General features: G+C 38.2%; 14 protein-coding genes. 7 read left to right on the top strand and 7 right to left on the bottom strand.

Annotated elements, in window-relative coordinates:
- Nucleotides 1–10: 10 nt before the first annotated feature.
- Nucleotides 11–2569, top strand: a complete 2559-nt coding sequence (locus KDJ85_RS10140) for a fimbria/pilus outer membrane usher protein (protein ID WP_225819570.1) — start codon at nucleotides 11–13, stop codon at nucleotides 2567–2569.
- Between the two features lie 86 nt (nucleotides 2570–2655).
- Here the strand turns inward: KDJ85_RS10140 and purT are convergent, their stop codons facing one another.
- From purT to KDJ85_RS10125, 3 genes are all read right to left on the bottom strand, one after another.
- On the bottom strand, nucleotides 2656–3834 hold the full coding sequence (gene purT, locus KDJ85_RS10135; RefSeq protein WP_225819569.1) for a formate-dependent phosphoribosylglycinamide formyltransferase: 1179 nt from the start codon (nucleotides 3832–3834) through the stop codon (nucleotides 2656–2658).
- A 126-nt stretch (nucleotides 3835–3960) separates the two neighbouring features.
- Nucleotides 3961–4887, bottom strand: coding sequence for an EamA family transporter RarD (gene rarD, locus KDJ85_RS10130; protein ID WP_225819568.1), 927 nt, complete (start codon nucleotides 4885–4887; stop codon nucleotides 3961–3963).
- A gap of 170 nt (nucleotides 4888–5057) precedes the next feature.
- The gene (locus KDJ85_RS10125; RefSeq protein ID WP_225819567.1) at nucleotides 5058–6005 is read right to left on the bottom strand and encodes an aminoimidazole riboside kinase; all 948 of its coding nucleotides are present in this window, start codon (nucleotides 6003–6005) and stop codon (nucleotides 5058–5060) included.
- Nucleotides 6006–6166: 161 nt separating this feature from the next.
- Here KDJ85_RS10125 and KDJ85_RS10120 point away from each other — a divergent pair, with 161 nt between their 5' ends.
- Nucleotides 6167–7624 carry a glycoside hydrolase family 32 protein gene (locus KDJ85_RS10120; RefSeq protein ID WP_225819566.1) on the top strand — a complete coding sequence of 486 codons (1458 nt, stop codon included), beginning with the start codon at nucleotides 6167–6169 and terminating at the stop codon, nucleotides 7622–7624.
- 33 nt (nucleotides 7625–7657) lie between these two features.
- On the opposite strand, the gene KDJ85_RS10115 is transcribed toward KDJ85_RS10120, so the two are convergent.
- Nucleotides 7658–8653, bottom strand: a complete 996-nt coding sequence (locus KDJ85_RS10115; RefSeq protein WP_225819565.1) for a LacI family DNA-binding transcriptional regulator — start codon at nucleotides 8651–8653, stop codon at nucleotides 7658–7660.
- Nucleotides 8654–9122: 469 nt separating this feature from the next.
- Here KDJ85_RS10115 and KDJ85_RS10110 point away from each other — a divergent pair, with 469 nt between their 5' ends.
- Nucleotides 9123–9752, top strand: a complete 630-nt coding sequence (locus KDJ85_RS10110; RefSeq protein WP_225819564.1) for a response regulator transcription factor — start codon at nucleotides 9123–9125, stop codon at nucleotides 9750–9752.
- A gap of 577 nt (nucleotides 9753–10329) precedes the next feature.
- Here the strand turns inward: KDJ85_RS10110 and KDJ85_RS10105 are convergent.
- The 3 genes from KDJ85_RS10105 to KDJ85_RS10095 form a co-directional block, all read right to left on the bottom strand.
- Nucleotides 10330–10968 carry a helix-turn-helix domain-containing protein gene (locus KDJ85_RS10105; protein ID WP_225819563.1) on the bottom strand — a complete coding sequence of 213 codons (639 nt, stop codon included), beginning with the start codon at nucleotides 10966–10968 and terminating at the stop codon, nucleotides 10330–10332.
- Nucleotides 10969–11181: 213 nt separating this feature from the next.
- On the bottom strand, nucleotides 11182–12516 hold the full coding sequence (gene rimO, locus KDJ85_RS10100) for a 30S ribosomal protein S12 methylthiotransferase RimO (protein ID WP_225819562.1): 1335 nt from the start codon (nucleotides 12514–12516) through the stop codon (nucleotides 11182–11184).
- Nucleotides 12517–12652: 136 nt separating this feature from the next.
- Entirely contained in the window at nucleotides 12653–13582 is a 930-nt protein-coding gene (locus KDJ85_RS10095; RefSeq protein ID WP_225819561.1) for a DUF7916 family protein, read from the bottom strand.
- A 273-nt stretch (nucleotides 13583–13855) separates the two neighbouring features.
- Here KDJ85_RS10095 and KDJ85_RS10090 point away from each other — a divergent pair, with 273 nt between their 5' ends.
- From KDJ85_RS10090 to KDJ85_RS10075, 4 genes are all read left to right on the top strand, one after another.
- Nucleotides 13856–14413, top strand: coding sequence for an iron transporter (locus KDJ85_RS10090; RefSeq protein ID WP_225819560.1), 558 nt, complete (start codon nucleotides 13856–13858; stop codon nucleotides 14411–14413).
- Nucleotides 14414–14507: 94 nt separating this feature from the next.
- Complete coding sequence (locus KDJ85_RS10085) at nucleotides 14508–14843, top strand: cupredoxin domain-containing protein (RefSeq protein ID WP_225819559.1); 336 nt, start codon at nucleotides 14508–14510, stop codon at nucleotides 14841–14843.
- Nucleotides 14844–14854: 11 nt separating this feature from the next.
- Nucleotides 14855–15703: an FTR1 family iron permease gene (locus KDJ85_RS10080; protein WP_225819558.1), complete on the top strand. Its 849-nt coding sequence runs from the start codon at nucleotides 14855–14857 to the stop codon at nucleotides 15701–15703.
- The gene (locus KDJ85_RS10075; RefSeq protein ID WP_225819557.1) at nucleotides 15681–16583 is read left to right on the top strand and encodes an EfeM/EfeO family lipoprotein; all 903 of its coding nucleotides are present in this window, start codon (nucleotides 15681–15683) and stop codon (nucleotides 16581–16583) included. The genes KDJ85_RS10080 and KDJ85_RS10075 overlap by 23 nt, the downstream gene beginning before the upstream one ends.
- The last annotated feature ends 10 nt before the right edge of the window (nucleotides 16584–16593 follow it).

The following is a 16593-nucleotide window of genomic DNA, read 5'->3' as shown; positions in this document are numbered from 1 at the left end:
TGTGAAAGGGATGAGAATAAAAATAATTGCATTAGAGGTTTTTGCATGCTGCTATGCAATAACCTCATCTTTTGCGCATGCCGAATCATATTTCGATCCAGGCTTATTAATGTATGGTAGCGGGATCGATGTTTCACAAATTGATTTAAATGACTTTGCAAAAAACAACACCTTAACACCAGGCACTTATGAGGTTGCAATCAATGTTAATATGCTTTCCGCTGGCGAGCACGATATTAAATTTGAAAAACAATCTGATGGTAATGTAGTGCCGACGTTCACAGTCGCTCAATTAAGAAAATTGGGTGTGCATACCAGCGTATTACCTAAATTCAAAGCTCTTGCTGATGATACCGTCATTGCCAATTTATCTGACTATATTACCGATGCAAAAGCCACATTTGACCCAAAACTATTAACCATCAATTTGTCAATTCCACAAATTGCTCTAGTGCCAAACTACTCGGGTTACGTTCCACCTGAGCTGCGTGATAATGGTGTCACAGCACTCGTTATGAACTATGTAATGAATTATAACCAAAATCGTCAGCTGGGTAAAAATGGCTCAAAAACTTCAACTTCTGACTCGTTTTTTCTCAATTTAAACCCTGGGATTAACCTTGGTCCATGGCGCTTTAGAACCAATTACTTGTATAACTACAATAAAATGAGTAATGTGCCAAGCTCAAGCAACTCTGACTTTTCAAATACACATGTTTACCGCACAATTAACGCGATAAAATCAACGTTAAAAGCGGGTGAAATTTCAACCGATGGTAATATCTTTGATGCCATCCCAATGAAGGGGGCAAGCTTAAAATCAAATCCAAGGCTTGACCCAAATAGTCTGCAAGGCTTTGCGCCACTTGTTGAAGGTATTGCAAATTCTAATGCAACAGTAACCGTTCGCCAGAACGGTAATGTTGTATATCAAACCTTTGTCGCACCGGGGCGCTTTGTTATTCGTGATATCCCTGCTAGTGGTTTAGCGGGGGATATGGAAGTCACAATTGAAGAAGAAAATGGCAAACAAACTGTCTTTACTCAAGCATACTCATCACTACCAATTATGGAACGTCAGGGATCTTATAACTATGAACTTGCCGTAGGTCGCTATAATGGTGGGATCGCCATTGATTCCGCAAAGAAAACGTTTACTTTAGGTTCATTGAGTTATGGTCTTCCTTACAATATCACACTCTATGGTGGTGCATTAGTTGCCAATGGTTATAATTCACTTGTTGGTGGAATTGGACTATCCCTAGGTGTTTTAGGTGCGCTATCCAGTGATATCACGCACTCTGATGCTCGTTTTTCAAACAAAAACCTGAAAGGGCAATCTTATCGTATCCGCTATTCAAAAAGTATGCTTTCAACAGGAACCTCGTTTGACTTAACTGCGTTACGTTTTACGTCAGAAAATTTTTATTCTTTTTCTGACTATAATATTGCAGGCTATGACATTAAAGATAATTTAGCGCCATGGGTAGGCTCAAGAGAACGCTATAGCCTCCAAACATCAATTAACCAATCGTTTGATTCTTACGGGTCTCTTTCCTTAAGAGCTGCCAAAAATACATATTGGGGAAGCCAACGCGCGAATACAACATTAGGTGTAAGTTATAACAACAACTTTAAAGGGATCTCGTATAGCTTAGGCTATACGATTGACCGTGTTAAGAATGAGAATAAATCATGGCCTGAGAATCGCGTTGTTTCTTTTGATATTTCCATACCAATGAGTATGTTAAGTAATAGCGAAATGGCTCAAGCAATGAGCGTACGTTATGGTCTAACCAATGATAACCATGGTAATACAAGACACCAAGCAGGCCTAACAGGTAATGCATTGAATAGTAAGTTAAGTTATGGTTTATACCAAAACTACGACAACGTAAATAATAACTATGGCGGTAGCCTCAATGCGACCTACTCTGCTGATAGCTCAACAATGTCTGCTGGCTATAGCTATTCAGATTCAAACCGTTCAATTAACACAGGTTTAAGTGGTGGGGTTGTCGCTCACTCAGGTGGGATCTCGTTGTCACCGAATATGGGGGATACTATCGCAATCATTACCGCTGATGGTGCGAGAGGAACTGCATTATCTTCGGGAGCTAAGTTTGATTACTTTGGTAATGCTATTATTCCTCAGTTATCCAGTAACTCGGCAAATCAAATATCAGTTAACGTAAATACATTACCAGATGATGTGACCTTTAAGGATACTTCAATGATGGTATACCCAACAGAAGGCGCGGTCATTAAACGTCAATTTAAAACAAAAGTTGGCTATCAGGCCATTATTAACCTTAGTCAAGAAGGTCAAATACCGCCATTTGGTTCCGTTGCCACTTTAGTTTCGACAGATAAAGATGACGCTGATATTAATACTGGCATTGTGGGCTCGAATAGCCAACTTTATATGAGTGGATTACCAAACTCAGGTCGCCTTAACATTAAATGGGGTGGTAAGTCAGCTCAATGTTCAGTCGATTATACGGGGCTTGAAGCGATAGAGGTAACAGCAGACTCACCAGTAAGAACATTAAGTGCCATCTGTAAATAAGGTTATCAATAGAATAAATTAATCTATTTGAGACAAACCACAACATAAAGGGGAGCGAAAACACTTCCCTTTATGTATGCGGAAAACTAACCAGAGACTTTCACTGTAATCACCGCTTTTTTTGCCATTTCCAGTGCTTTTTCGATTGAATCTGCAATGGCTAACGCAACACCTAACCTACGAGTTCCTGCAATTTCAGGTTTACCAAATAAACGCAATTGGATATCGGACTCAAATGCATTCTTAATATTGGAGAACACCACATTTTGGCTATGAAGTTCCGGTAAAATAACCGCAGAAGCACTTGGGCCATATTGGCGAATGTTGCCAATAGGGAAACCTAGAAATGCACGTACATGTAAGGCAAATTCAGAAAGATTTTGCGAAATCAGCGTCACCATTCCAGTATCATGAGGGCGTGGGGATACTTCATTAAAAATGATGTCATCACCACACACAAATAACTCAACGCCAAATAAGCCGTAACCACCTAACGCAGAAACGATTTTTGCAGCGACATCTTGAGCCTTTTTCAGCGCTTTCTCGCTCATCATTTGCGGCTGCCAAGATTCGCGATAGTCACCTTTTTCTTGACGATGTCCTACAGGGGCACAAAAATGGATCCCATCTACAGCGCTAACTGTTAACAGGGTAATTTCAAAATCAAAATTGACCATTTTCTCAACAATGACTCGACCTTGCCCTGCGCGCCCCCCCTCTTGAGAATAATGCCACGCCTTTTCTAAATCCGCATTTGAACGAATGACACTTTGCCCTTTTCCTGATGAACTCATAACAGGCTTTACGATACATGGGAAACTCATTTTTTCAGCGGCTTCAATAAAATCTGATTTATTTTCTACGAAATAATATTCCGATGTAGGTAAACCTAATGTTTCAGCAGCAAGACGACGAATACCTTCTCTATCCATTGTTAAAAAAACGGCTTTTGCAGAAGGTACGATTTTTTGCCCTTGCTCTTCGAGTTCCACTAACGTTTGGGTCGCAATTGCTTCAATTTCAGGCACAATAAAATCAGGCTTTTCTGCGATAACTAACTGTTTTAGTGCCTCACCATCCAGCATATTGATAACGTGGCTACGGTGAGCAATGTGCATAGCGGGGGCATTTTTATAGCGGTCTACTGCAATCACTTCGATACCTAAGCGTTGGCATTCAATGGCAACTTCCTTACCTAGCTCCCCCGCACCCAGTAACATAACTTTTGTTGCAGATGCACAAAGTGCCGTACCTAACTGTTCCATGATTGATGACCTTATATGCGAAAATAATGCCAATGATTATATACGCAAACGTTTGCTTTTGCTATCTACGTAATAAAAGGGCCATGATAAAACATATTCGTGTTTTGAAATTAAATAAAATACTGTTTAATTCTGCGGGGTTTCATCTCGCCCGGTAATAAAAGGTTCTTTTTGGGAAAATTTGGCATATTGCTTATGCAGTAAAGCCAAAATACAAAATAGTAAACCAATCCAGATTAATGCAAAACTAATCCCTTTAACCCAATCAAACAGTTCATTAAACAAGAACACAGCGAGTAAAAATTGAATAGTCGGCTCTATATATTGGGCCAAACCAATAACAGTGAGTGATGTACGTTTGATAGCCGCAGTAAAAAACAGCAAGGGAATAATCGTCACAGGCGCTGCTAACATATACAAAATACGAAGCTGCCAATCTCCCGCTGCCACTGCGCTTAACCCTTTTGACGATAACCACCAAGTAATACCCATTGCAATAGGCAACAACCATAACGCTTCTAAAAACAATGAAGTAATAACATCAAAACGAATAAATTTACGGATCAATCCATATACTGCAAACGCACTCCCCATCACGAGTGCTAAAATAGGCAATTCACCATATTGCCAGATTTGATAACCAACTCCAGACAAAATAAACGTGACGGCCATTTTTTCCGCAAAAACTAACCTTTCACGTAAAAAAATAACACCAAGTAAAATAGAGAATAATGGATTGATAAAATAGCCCAAACTTGCGGCTAACACTTGTCCATGAGTAAGTGCATAAGTGAATGTAGTCCAAGAAATAGCCATAATGGACGAACTAAAAAGGCAAAGGATAATGGACTTTTTATCAGCCCATACTTGTTTCCATATTGTTTTATTTTTAATGACTAAACGGATCAAAAATAGCAATGGAATTGACCAAATAAGACGTTGGGCAAGGAGTTCTAGCGGTTCAGCTTCAGGAAGCAGTCGATAAAATAAGGGCGTTATTCCCCATAAAATATAGGAAAAAATAGCCAGAGCCACACCTGAACGCAGCAACATAATATAGCCTACAATAAAGTCAAATAAGGTAAGATTTGCTCCACATCATACGCCAATATAAAGAAAATAAAACGTTACTAACCCTCATTATAAAGCTATCTATTTCAAATTATATGCAAATAAAAAATATTGTATAAAGCTAAATTTTATTTGCACATTAACTCTTCGTATTAAAAAATCTGTTTTTGGTGCAATGGCGGCTGCTGCTGCATAAATTCAACAAGCTCTTGCGACGTTGGCGCTGCGGAAATTGCCCCTTTTTTAGTTGTGGCTAAAGCTCCACAAGCTGTTGCCTGAGAAATAATCTTCATCAAATTATCTTTTGTATTAACCATGCCATATTGATTAATTGCCGCTAACAATCCAGCCATAAAAGCATCTCCAGCGCCCGTGGTGTCAATGCTATCGACTAAATAAGCACTTACTGAAAAATGATGCTCTGTCGTAAATACCCTACACCCTTGCGAACCTTGCGTTACGACCTTAAGCTCCGCAGGATAATCACGCAATTTTTCAACCGCCTTATCGAATAGGCTTTCACCCGTTAACCAAAGTAATTCATCATCAGATAGCTTTAAAATGTCAGCCTGTTTTGCAAAGGTGTCCACAACTTGATGCATTTCTTCGTGATCTTCCCACATTTGTGGACGAATATTTACATCAAAACTTAATCGCCCCCCAGCTTGCTTAATTTGAATTAACCCTTCTGTTAATGATGCACGACATATTGGGTGAACAAGCGCGAGTGAGCAAAAATGCAATATATCCTGGCCAAACTGAGGTAAGTTTTTTGAACTTAAAAATTGATCTGCTGAAGGCGAAACTAAAAAAGTAAATTCACGTTCACCATTTTCATGCAACGAAACTAATACTGTACTTGTTCGATATTCTTCATCAAATTCCATGGCCTGTGTATCGACACCTAGGTCAAATAAGGTTTTTTGCATAAAATGACCAAATGCATCTTCTCCAACTCTACCAATAAACCCGCTTGGATGGCCAAGCCTAGCGACGCCAGCTGCGACATTGACAGGCGCCCCCCCTGCACAAGCTTGATACCGCATATTTTCTAATGGAATCAAATCAATAACGGCATCGCCCAATGACCATATTTTCATATTTTCACCTTTTAGTTTCCAATCAGGAAATTTAAGCTAGTAAATCTAATTTGTTAACGTTAACATTAAGTATAAATTGATCGATTAGAAAACACACGCGTTATCTCACCCCATTTTATCCATTTCAGATTTGTTATAGCAAAAAAGGTTAGGGATCCATTATGGAAAAACAGATTGAACAAGCAAATCAGGCCATTAAAAAAAATGTAAAACAGCTAAATACCCTGTTTTACCCGCACTATCATTTAGCACCACAATCAGGTTGGATGAATGATCCTAATGGACTAATTTTCCATCAAGATCTATACCATGCTTTTTACCAACATCATCCCTACAGTTCAGTCTGGGGGCCAATGCACTGGGGTCATGCAACAAGCACTGATATGGTGCATTGGCAACACCAACCGATAGCGCTTGCTCCGAGTGAAGACTATGACCGTGATGGCTGTTTTTCGGGCTCAGCAGTCAGTCACGAAGGTAAACTGTTTTTATTTTACACCGGCCATGTTTGGTTAGCCGAAGAAGGTGATGACAGCCAAATTCAGCAATCTCAATGCTTAGCGGTGAGTAATGATGGCATTCATTTTGTGAAACAAGGTATTGTTCTTCCTGCTCCTGAGGGATACATGCACTTTCGCGATCCAAAAGTGTGGCAACAAGAAGGCAAATGGTGGATGGTTGTTGGAGCAAGGGATGCATTTGACCAAGGGCAAATTCTGTTATTTAGCTCAATGGATTTACTTCATTGGGATCCTAATTTTCAGATACTCGCTAAAACAGATGACAAAAATGTCTACATGTGGGAATGCCCTGACTTCTTTCCACTCGATGACCAATTTATTGCTTTATTTTCTCCTCAAGGAAAAAAAGCAAAGAATTTCCAATACAGAAATCTCTATCAAAATGGTTACCTTATTGGGCATTGGTCTCCCCATTCACCTTATAAGATTACTCAACCCTTTACTGAATTAGATTTTGGACAAGATTTTTATGCGCCTCAAACTTTTTTAGCAAAAGATGGGCGCCGTATTGCGATAGCATGGATGGATATGTGGGAAAGTCATATGCCTTCAAATAAACATGGCTGGTCAGGTTGTTTCACATTACCAAGGGAGCTTACCTTATCAAAACAAGGTAAAATCATCGCAAAGCCCATTCGTGAATTAAAAAAATTGCGTCGGTCAGCTATCCATTTTCCTGAAATGTGCTTGAAAAAAAATACCACGCTTTTACTCAGTGAAGATGCAAGTAGCTGTGAAATTGAATTAATTTGGGACTTAACACAAAGTGCTTCGGCAGAAAAATTTGGTTTCTGGATTGGAAATGGGCTGCAATTTTATGTTGATAACCAAAGCCAGCAGTTAACATTAATGCGACACTACCCTGAATGTATTATCAGTGATAGTCGTTGCGTACCTTTACCACAAGTCAAACAACTCAAAATTCATGCCTTCATTGACCAGTCTTGCCTCGAGATTTTCATCAATGAGGGTGAAATAAATTTTAGTTGCCGCATCTATCCAGAGCAACAGCATAGAAAACTGCAACTATTTACGATAAACCAGTCAGCGCACTTGAAAGAAGCCACTTATTGGCCGATAAACAACGCGATTAAATAAATCATTATGTTCGTTGGAATAGTTTGAATGTCGTTAAAATGAGCTGCGCTCAAGAAGGTCACATGCCACATATTGAATATCCTTTTGCTGACGCCCTTCTATTATGTGAAGCGCAGCTTGTTGTCCCAACTGATAGTGCGGCAATACAACTGTACTCAATGGGGGATAAAATAAATGCCCCACCCCAATCATGTTATCGTAACCAAGAATGGCAATATCATTTGGGATATGTAAACCCCGACTCAATAAAATTTGATATGCTAAAAAAGCAACACGGTCATTTCCACAAATAATAACATCAAAATCAGGTTTATTATTTTGAAAATGAGAATCAATCAGAGAAATAATATCAATATAATGCTCATCGCCAAGCTCAAGGTGATATTGCATCAAGTCTCCGTGCGGTAAATTAGCATTTTTCCATGCTGTTTCCACTGCTTCACGGCGTATTTTCCCTGCTAGCGTCTCATATGGAATATATAAACATAATGGCTTTCGGTAACCTTTCTCTATTAATCGCTCCACGGCTCTGTATTGACCATTAAAGTCATCAGGAATATAAGCAGGGAACAATTTATTTTTATCAACGCAGTTCGCTAAAACCAACGGACTTTGATGCAAAGATTCAGGAATTGTGACTTCCCTTAACCCCATTGTCGTAAAAATAATACCATCAGGACGTTGAGACAATAGCTGTCGAACCGCCCTGTCGTTATCTTCCTTTGATGTAATATTCACAACAAAACTGTTCCAACCATATTGCCTAGCTGTTTGTTCTATTGACAAAATAATTTCAACAGAAAAAGGTGTCGTTGCTGTATCTAAAGCTAATACCCCTACCGTTGAAACCTTAGAGCTTTTTCCCCTAATTTTTCGCGCTGAAAAATCAGGAATGTAGTTGAGTGCATTAATTGCCAGCTGAACTTGTTTCAATGTATCTGGTTTTAACAATTCAGGACTATTAATTGCCCTAGAAACCGTCATTAAAGATACATTTGCAAGTCGAGCAACATCTTTTAAAGAAGCCATTAAGTATATTCACTCAGTTAAAAAGGTTTGTAATAAATTCTACCATGTCAGAAGCAAAAAGCACCTTAACTTCCAAAACTACATATCGCCTCCCTTACTTAATAAAATCGCATAAAATATACTCCTTAGGCTTTTTATGACTGACTATTTAAGATATTATTGATCCAGTCATAAAAATTTCGATCTGATTTTTGAGCCTAAAAAACTCGCCAAACAAGTAAAAGCACCTAAAATGTTACATAAGATTAATCGATTCTTACTCATTGACACAAAATTTAACCATTGTTTCTATTTTTATATTAAATTTAACTAGATGATAATTTTAATATAAATTAAGGTCAGTAATACATTAATAAAAAAAACAACGTTCTGTAGAAAACATTATCGCTAAATTTATTTTTAACGATATTTATCTACTTATTTTATCAAATTAATATGAATATCAAATCAGTTCAACAGGAGTATGGTGATGAATAACACCATTCACGTAATCATAGATAGTGATAATGTCTTTAAGAATAAACTGAAATTAATGATGGAATCATTTGGTTTTGTCTTTAATTTTTATAATAACGAAGATACATTTATTAGTAATTATACTTACCCTTTGGAAAGCAATGTAAAGGAATGTATTTTGTTATTTTTAAACAATAACGAAAATCGTATTAGCCGATTAACCAATATAAATAACTCTTTTGGTATTGTTCCTTTTATTGTCCTTGCTGCAGAACCTTCAGTTAGCCTCTGCAGAGAAAGCTTTAAGTCTGGCGCTTATGACTTCTTCCCTTTTCCATTCAAAGATATTGAAATTCTCAATGCAATCAATAGTGCCACGGAGCAATTTTTAAATTCACATGAGAACCACAAGAAATATACCTATCTATTTGACAAGTTTGAGCGTTTATCAGTCAGAGAAAGAGAAATAATGGATATGATCTTAGAAGGTAATACCAGTAAAGAAACTGCTGAAAAACTTTCATTATCTCCGAGAACTGTTGAAGTACATCGCTCGAACATCTATACAAAATTAGGTATAAAATCACTCCCTCAACTTATTCAAGAATACGAATATATTAATACCTATTCAAAATATAGGTAATATATACTATATGTTTTTACAATCTAGTAGTCATTATATCTGATGGTTTTATTTCAAGCCGTCAGATATTATTTTTCACAAAAACATTAATACATAAGAATTTTGATAAATATAGATTAATATGCTATTAATTCCACAAATTACTCTTAGTCTCATGAATAAGGGTAATTTGATTACACAACTATCAAACAAAATGCACTTAAGTTAATTAATGATTACAGATGTAATAATTACATAGATTATTTACCATTTTAGATGGGGCAATACTGTTTATATTGCACATTTCCATTAAGTCCACATTGATAAAAATCTAAATTGCGCCTCTCATACATTATTTTAACATCTATTTTCTTAAACTAAAAAAATAAGGCTGCCATTAACATACTGACAAGTAATATTGAAAGATAATGCATTCTCTTTTTCATTGCTCTTTATCTCAATACAGCCAACTTCAGAGGCTATTTGCAGTAAATGTTGGTCAGCCTTTTACGCTTCAGCTATTCTAGATGATACACCTTCATCCAAAATACGCCGAAGCGTGTTTTTTACATAACCACACGAAAAACACCAAGCGTGACTACTTATATTCTTTAATATTAATGCCATATTGCTTCAGTTTTCGCCACAGCGTCGTTCTTCCCATGTTCAAAATCTGATGCATCTGCTGAACTTTACCTCGACAGTTTTTTGCCACCTCAATAATGAGAGCTTTTTCAACCGACTGAATATTCAAATCTGCAATGCTTGGAGCCTGAAATGGTTTCGTTGAGGATGGTTGTATATAAGATTGGCATTTCAATTTTGCAGTAGATTCTCTTGCCAATGATTGCAAAAGAGCAAGAAGAATATTGCTATTCATCTGAGCTGTTGATAAAGCCACAATCAACCATAATTCGCCAACTTGCGAATATATCGGCGCCAAGTAATAAAATCTTCCATGTAATTCAATAGGATTAGCAAAAAGCCGCTCCTGAGCATTCTTGCTCATTTCACCTAATAACAAATCGGCTATTTCAAAATTGTCTTGCGACTTTTGGCTTAACCATAATGTTTCACCTTGGATATTCAGCAAAGAAACATCAGCGTTAAGTTCATGAAGTGAAGACAACCCAGATAAAACAGTATCACGTATTAACGAGAGTAGAAGCTCATTATCATCTAAATAAGCTGTATTTTCTTCTATTGGTGTAGTTGTAAATAATGAATGAGCCGACATAGTTATCCTTATTCTTCGATAAGAGTTATCTGATTATGTCAACTTGCCATTTAATTTTTATATTCTAGATCAAGTTATTCTTTAATAGATTTTCAACGTTTGATCCACGTCAATTTTGAGCGGAAAGATAAGGAATGATTTCAAAATGAAACCAAAAAAGCCTACTTATTAAACAACAAGTAGGCTCAAAAAGATACAAACAATCTTTGTCTATTATTCAGTAACGATTGCGCCCCATAGGTCATACTCATCAGCGTGCTCAACAAGCACTTTAACGATATCCCCTACTTTTACATCAAACTCACCGTTTAAATACACCATCCCATCAATTTCAGGTGCATCCGCCATGCTACGACCAACAGCCCCCTCATCATCAACCTCATCAATAATCACATGAATTTCACGTCCAATTTTATCTTGCAGCCTCTGTGTTGAAATTTGTTGCTGTAATTGCATAAAGCGATGATAACGTTCTTCTTTGACATCTTCTGGAACTTGGTCTGCAAGTTCGTTAGCTCTCGCGCCCTCCACTGGACTATATTTAAAGCAACCAACGCGGTCTAATTTCGCTTCAGTTAAGAAATCCAGCAATATTTGGAAGTCTTCTTCTGTTTCGCCTGGAAAGCCCACAATAAAGGTTGAACGCAGTGTTAATTCAGGGCAAATTTCACGCCAACGCTTAATACGCTCTAACGTCCTTTCCACCGCACCTGGGCGTTTCATTAATTTTAATATTTTAGGGCTTGCATGCTGCAAAGGAATATCCAAATAAGGTAAAACCTTACCTTCTGCCATAAGTGGAATAACGTCATCCACATGCGGATAAGGGTAGACATAATGTAAACGAACCCAAACACCCATAGAAGCGAGTTGTTCACATAATCCAACCATGCTTGTTTTAACTGGCTGACCATCCCAAAAACCTGTGCGATGCTTAACATCCACACCATAGGCAGAGGTATCTTGTGAAATAACCAAGAGTTCCCTCACACCAGAAGCGACTAATCGTTTCGCTTCATTTAATACATCACCAATTGGACGGCTATCTAAATCACCACGCATCGAAGGAATAATGCAGAATGTGCAACGGTGATTACAACCCTCTGATATTTTTAAATAAGCATAATGTTTTGGCGTTAATTTAACGCCTTGTTCAGGCACTAAACTCAAGAAAGGATCATGTTCTGGTTTCGGAACATAATGATGAACATGGTTTAATACTTGCTCATAACTATGCGGTCCCGTTATCTCCAAAACTTTAGGATGGACTTCACGAATTTGGTTTTCTTTTGCACCAAGGCATCCTGTCACAATAACTTTACCGTTTTCATTTAACGCTTCACCAATCGCTTCTAACGATTCTTGTACCGCGCTATCGATAAAACCACAGGTATTTACAATGACCAAATCAGCATCATCATAGCTTGGGACAACTTGATAACCATCAGTACGCAATTCAGTTAAAATACGTTCTGAGTCCACCAAGTTTTTTGGACAGCCGAGTGAAACGAAGCCAATTTTTGGCACCGGATTAGTATTTTGCGACATAACTCACTTCTTTTATTGTTTTAAAAAATGGGCAAAATTTTACCTGAAGAATAGCGGAAATTGTATAAATTTCTGCCAAAAAAAGTGATTTTCCGAACGAAAAATAGATTGTCATTCGCTCGGAAATAAAAGAGATTTAGCGGTTAATTGAGCGCGCAATTCGTGCGTAAGTATGGCGAACACCACGAATAACAATGCCATAATTCAAAATATTTTCAGGTAAGGCAATTCCGTTGTACCCTGAGTCGCCAATGTGGTGCAAATCAGTCCCTGCCATTTTGCACATCAGGGCAATTTGGCGGATCGTCTGTATATCCGCACCTTCTTGTGAAGTGCCAATTGCCGTCATTGTCATCACACCTTGGGAATGGCAGTAACTCACCATTTTTTGCACAAATTCTAATGAAATACCTGGAACCGTTCCTGGCGCTGGCAATAAAATAATGTCTGCACCACTAGCAATAAATGCCCGAATATCATCCTCAGTGATAAGTTGCTCTGCCGATGCATTTAGCACACCTGCGGCATGCATTTTTCCTGTAACCAAAATGACATCCTTGCCAACAACTGCCTTCAATTCTTTTAAGCTTTGATTAATCTCTTGGTTGGTGACACCATTGCCAGGATTCCCCGTCAGAACAATAATATCGACCCCCATTTCTTTTAATTTCATCGCATTTTTAACGGTCGCTAAACGTCCTTCAGACATTTTCCACTGAGCATCTTGGGTTGGGTTATTAAACCCAGCAGGGACAGGCTCTAAATTGACACCTATTGCTCGTCCTGTTAAATGTTTCAATGTGCGGATAATTTCCTCTGGTGCAATATCTTGGGGTAAACCTTGCATAATAGGTTGATTAACATCGAAAACGTTTAACAACAAAATATCAGCGCCTTGGCTTGCTGCAAGCTCTGCATTAGTTACCGTCATTAAAACAGGCTGAATCGTCCCGATAGTTTCAGAGACGAGTAACCGCCCTTCACTGGCTTTTATTGCTTCTAACAAACTCTTTTTACTTAAATTTGCAATCTCTGAAGCTGAACAATCAAGATAACGTTTTTGCATTTGCAACACCTTTATTTATCAACAGATTTCTCAGTAAAATAATTTCCTTTAGTGGAATATATCATGTAATAAATAATAAACCGTTTCACAGTGCACATTCTGTGCAAAGTTATTTTTCAAAGAATAATAACTTTATCTAACACCTCGATTTTTATCAAAAAATAACCATTTCGTGAATTTAAATGGCCACTCATCGAAAATACTCACTTGTAATCTTGCAATAGTAATGATTATCATTACGACTCTAACTTAAATAATGGTAAGGACGTAATAATGAAACTCGCCTACAAAGCTGCTGTTTCGGGTCTCGCGTTGTTTTCAATTTCTGCATTTGCTCAAGAGTATCCACTTGGCCACCCAGTAATTAAAAACGGAATGGAAATTCAAGGAGTCTATTTACAACCCATTACAATGGATACTGAAGAAGGGCATCATAAAATGGCCCACTTAGCAGCAGATAAAGCCGATATCCACTTAGAAGCTGACATCCATGCAGTAGAAGATAATCCGAATGGCTTCGCAGAAGGCGATTGGATCCCTTACCTAACTATCGAATACTCCGTGACGAAACTGGGTGATAAACCGCAAACTCAAACAGGCACTTTCATGCCTATGGTTGCCAGTGATGGCCCTCACTATGGTGAAAACATCAAGTTAGATGGCAATGGGAAATATCGTGTGACCTATAAAATTTTCCCACCTTCACATAATAAAGATGTTGCCTTTGGTCGCCACATTGATAAAGAAACGGGTGTTGCTCCTTGGTTCCAACCCTTTGAAGTCTCTTGGGACTTTGACTACTCAGGTGTAGGCCGTAAAGGAAGCTACTAGTTTTATCCAAAGTGAGCAAAGGGTCTTGTAGAAACGCTCATTGTCTGCAAGCCCTTTTTCTGTTTGCGCTAATAAATGGACTCCCTAAGCCAAAATGAAAACATTACTGAGCTTTTTACTGGTTATTGCCTGCTCTTTTTTGCCTCAATCTGTTTTTGCGGCAGAAAAATACACCGTGGAATTAGAAATGAAAAATGGCGATTTAATTCCACGTGTACTGGAAGTTCCTGCAAAAACAATCATCCGTATTAAAATAACTAACACAGGAACTGAACCCGCTGAATTTGAAAGCATCCAACTACGCAAAGAAAAAGTGTTAGCGCCAGGAGCCAGCTCCGTCGTTGTTATTGCGCCTCTAAAACCAGGTACATACACCTTCTTTGATGATTTCCATCTTTCTAGCCCTAAAGGCGAAATTGTAGCTAAATAGAGGGGTTAAATATGGGACAAGTTCTGTTTGTTGTTTGGCGAGAAAGCTTTGAAGCCCTCCTCGTTATTGGCATTATCTATGCGTGGATAAAACGCCACCCAGATGCCCGTAATGGTATGAAATTCCTGTGGGGTGGTGTCGCTCTTGGTGTCATCATCTCTGTCTTACTCGCCTTGCTTATTTATGGCGTTTTTAATGTTCTTGATGATACTGGCCAATCCTTATTCATGATCTTCATGGAATTACTTGCCTGTATATTAATTGTCCAAATGGTATACTGGATGAATAAACACGGCAGTTCGATGAAATCAGAAATAGAATCGGGTATTAACCGTAATGCTGCACACCATAACTGGTGGGGAGCCGCACTGATTATTGCCATTGCTATCGCACGTGAAGGCAGCGAAATTGTGGTGTTTCTCTCCAGCTTTATCATGTCGCTTACATCAGCAAATGCATCTGCATTTTTTACTGAAGTGGGAGGAGGAATTGCCATCGCAGGCTTAACTTTATATCTATTCCTTCTCACCAACCGCCTTATTTCATGGGCAATTTTCTTCCGAGTAACTGGCGTTATCCTGTTATTTTTAGCCCTATCCTTGCTACTTAAAGGTGTCGAAGAAAGCGCGAATTTATTCATTGAATATGATTATTCCATCCCTGAGTTTTTAATCTACCCTGCATGGGATACCACTGGATTGCTCGATGATTCAGGCATTGCTGGGAACTTTATTTCATCTTTCTTCGCATATCGCTCTCAGCCTATTTGGTTAAGCGTAATCACTTTTGTCCTTTATTGGCTCATTGTTATTCCATTATTTGCACGGAGCAAAAAACATGTACAGCTTGCTAAGGCATAAGACGAGATGGATTTTTTTTAGTTTAATACTCACCATAACCATTTCAACAACGGTTCAAGGCAAGGCGCTACGCTCCCCTGTACAAACAGGGGATGAGATTATTGTTGCCAAAGGGGATATCCCAACCCCCGAAAAATACCAAACGAGTATCCAAACCTATCTTAATTTTGCCAACGCTGAGTTGGCAGAAATGGTCGAAGAATTAAACCTGCTACAACAGTTGCTAAAAAAAGGGGATTTAGCCAAAGCCCAAGCGGCCTATATTGCGGCCCACCAGCATTATGAAACAGTGCGTCCAATCATTGTACTATTTGGTAATACAGATAGAACCATTAACCCTCGGGCTGATTATTTTCTCGATAAAGAAAAAGACTACCGCTTCACTGGTTTTCATCTCGTTGAATACCAATTATTTGACCAAAAATCTGCCCAGCAAGCGCTTGTTCCTGCCGAAGAACTATTATTAAAAGGGCGTGACTTACAAAAACGAGTCATGACGGAAACTATTGAAATTCCTAAGCTGGTTCAGGCCTCTGCTGACTTTGTGGAAATGATTATTGAAACAAAGTTAGACGGTAAAGAAAATATCTACAGTTTGTCGGATTTAACCGATATTGCAGCGAACCTCAAAGGTTCTCAAGAAATCATTGAAATTCTTAGCCCTTTTATTGAGCCTAAAACCTTAGACCAAATAAAAGAAAATGACCAAAAAATGAATAAGATTGTGCAGGCCTATCAAGTTTCAAATGGTCTGTATCAACCCTACAGCCAATTACAACAAAAAGACAAAATGGCACTCTATTCCTTATTAACTCAACAAGCTGAAATCTTAGCAACATTAAGAGCGCAGCTCGATGTTGATGTTTATTATAAATATTAAGGCATAAATT

This window comes from Providencia vermicola (assembly GCF_020381325.1).
Classification (GTDB): domain Bacteria; phylum Pseudomonadota; class Gammaproteobacteria; order Enterobacterales; family Enterobacteriaceae; genus Providencia; species Providencia vermicola.
This window is presented reverse-complemented; position numbering and strand designations above follow the sequence as displayed.

What these genes read in the sequence shown, in the direction of transcription:
- KDJ85_RS10140 (WP_225819570.1), top strand. Translation starts at nt 11, where the DNA reads ATGAGAATAAAAATAATTGCATTAGAGGTTTTTGCATGCTGCTATGCA.
- purT (WP_225819569.1), bottom strand. Translation starts at nt 3,834, where the DNA reads ATGGAACAGTTAGGTACGGCACTTTGTGCATCTGCAACAAAAGTTATG.
- rarD (WP_225819568.1), bottom strand. Translation starts at nt 4,887, where the DNA reads ATGTTGCTGCGTTCAGGTGTGGCTCTGGCTATTTTTTCCTATATTTTA.
- KDJ85_RS10125 (WP_225819567.1), bottom strand. Translation starts at nt 6,005, where the DNA reads ATGAAAATATGGTCATTGGGCGATGCCGTTATTGATTTGATTCCATTA.
- KDJ85_RS10120 (WP_225819566.1), top strand. Translation starts at nt 6,167, where the DNA reads ATGGAAAAACAGATTGAACAAGCAAATCAGGCCATTAAAAAAAATGTA.
- KDJ85_RS10115 (WP_225819565.1), bottom strand. Translation starts at nt 8,653, where the DNA reads ATGGCTTCTTTAAAAGATGTTGCTCGACTTGCAAATGTATCTTTAATG.
- KDJ85_RS10110 (WP_225819564.1), top strand. Translation starts at nt 9,123, where the DNA reads ATGAATAACACCATTCACGTAATCATAGATAGTGATAATGTCTTTAAG.
- KDJ85_RS10105 (WP_225819563.1), bottom strand. Translation starts at nt 10,968, where the DNA reads ATGTCGGCTCATTCATTATTTACAACTACACCAATAGAAGAAAATACA.
- rimO (WP_225819562.1), bottom strand. Translation starts at nt 12,516, where the DNA reads ATGTCGCAAAATACTAATCCGGTGCCAAAAATTGGCTTCGTTTCACTC.
- KDJ85_RS10095 (WP_225819561.1), bottom strand. Translation starts at nt 13,582, where the DNA reads ATGCAAAAACGTTATCTTGATTGTTCAGCTTCAGAGATTGCAAATTTA.
- KDJ85_RS10090 (WP_225819560.1), top strand. Translation starts at nt 13,856, where the DNA reads ATGAAACTCGCCTACAAAGCTGCTGTTTCGGGTCTCGCGTTGTTTTCA.
- KDJ85_RS10085 (WP_225819559.1), top strand. Translation starts at nt 14,508, where the DNA reads ATGAAAACATTACTGAGCTTTTTACTGGTTATTGCCTGCTCTTTTTTG.
- KDJ85_RS10080 (WP_225819558.1), top strand. Translation starts at nt 14,855, where the DNA reads ATGGGACAAGTTCTGTTTGTTGTTTGGCGAGAAAGCTTTGAAGCCCTC.
- KDJ85_RS10075 (WP_225819557.1), top strand. Translation starts at nt 15,681, where the DNA reads ATGTACAGCTTGCTAAGGCATAAGACGAGATGGATTTTTTTTAGTTTA.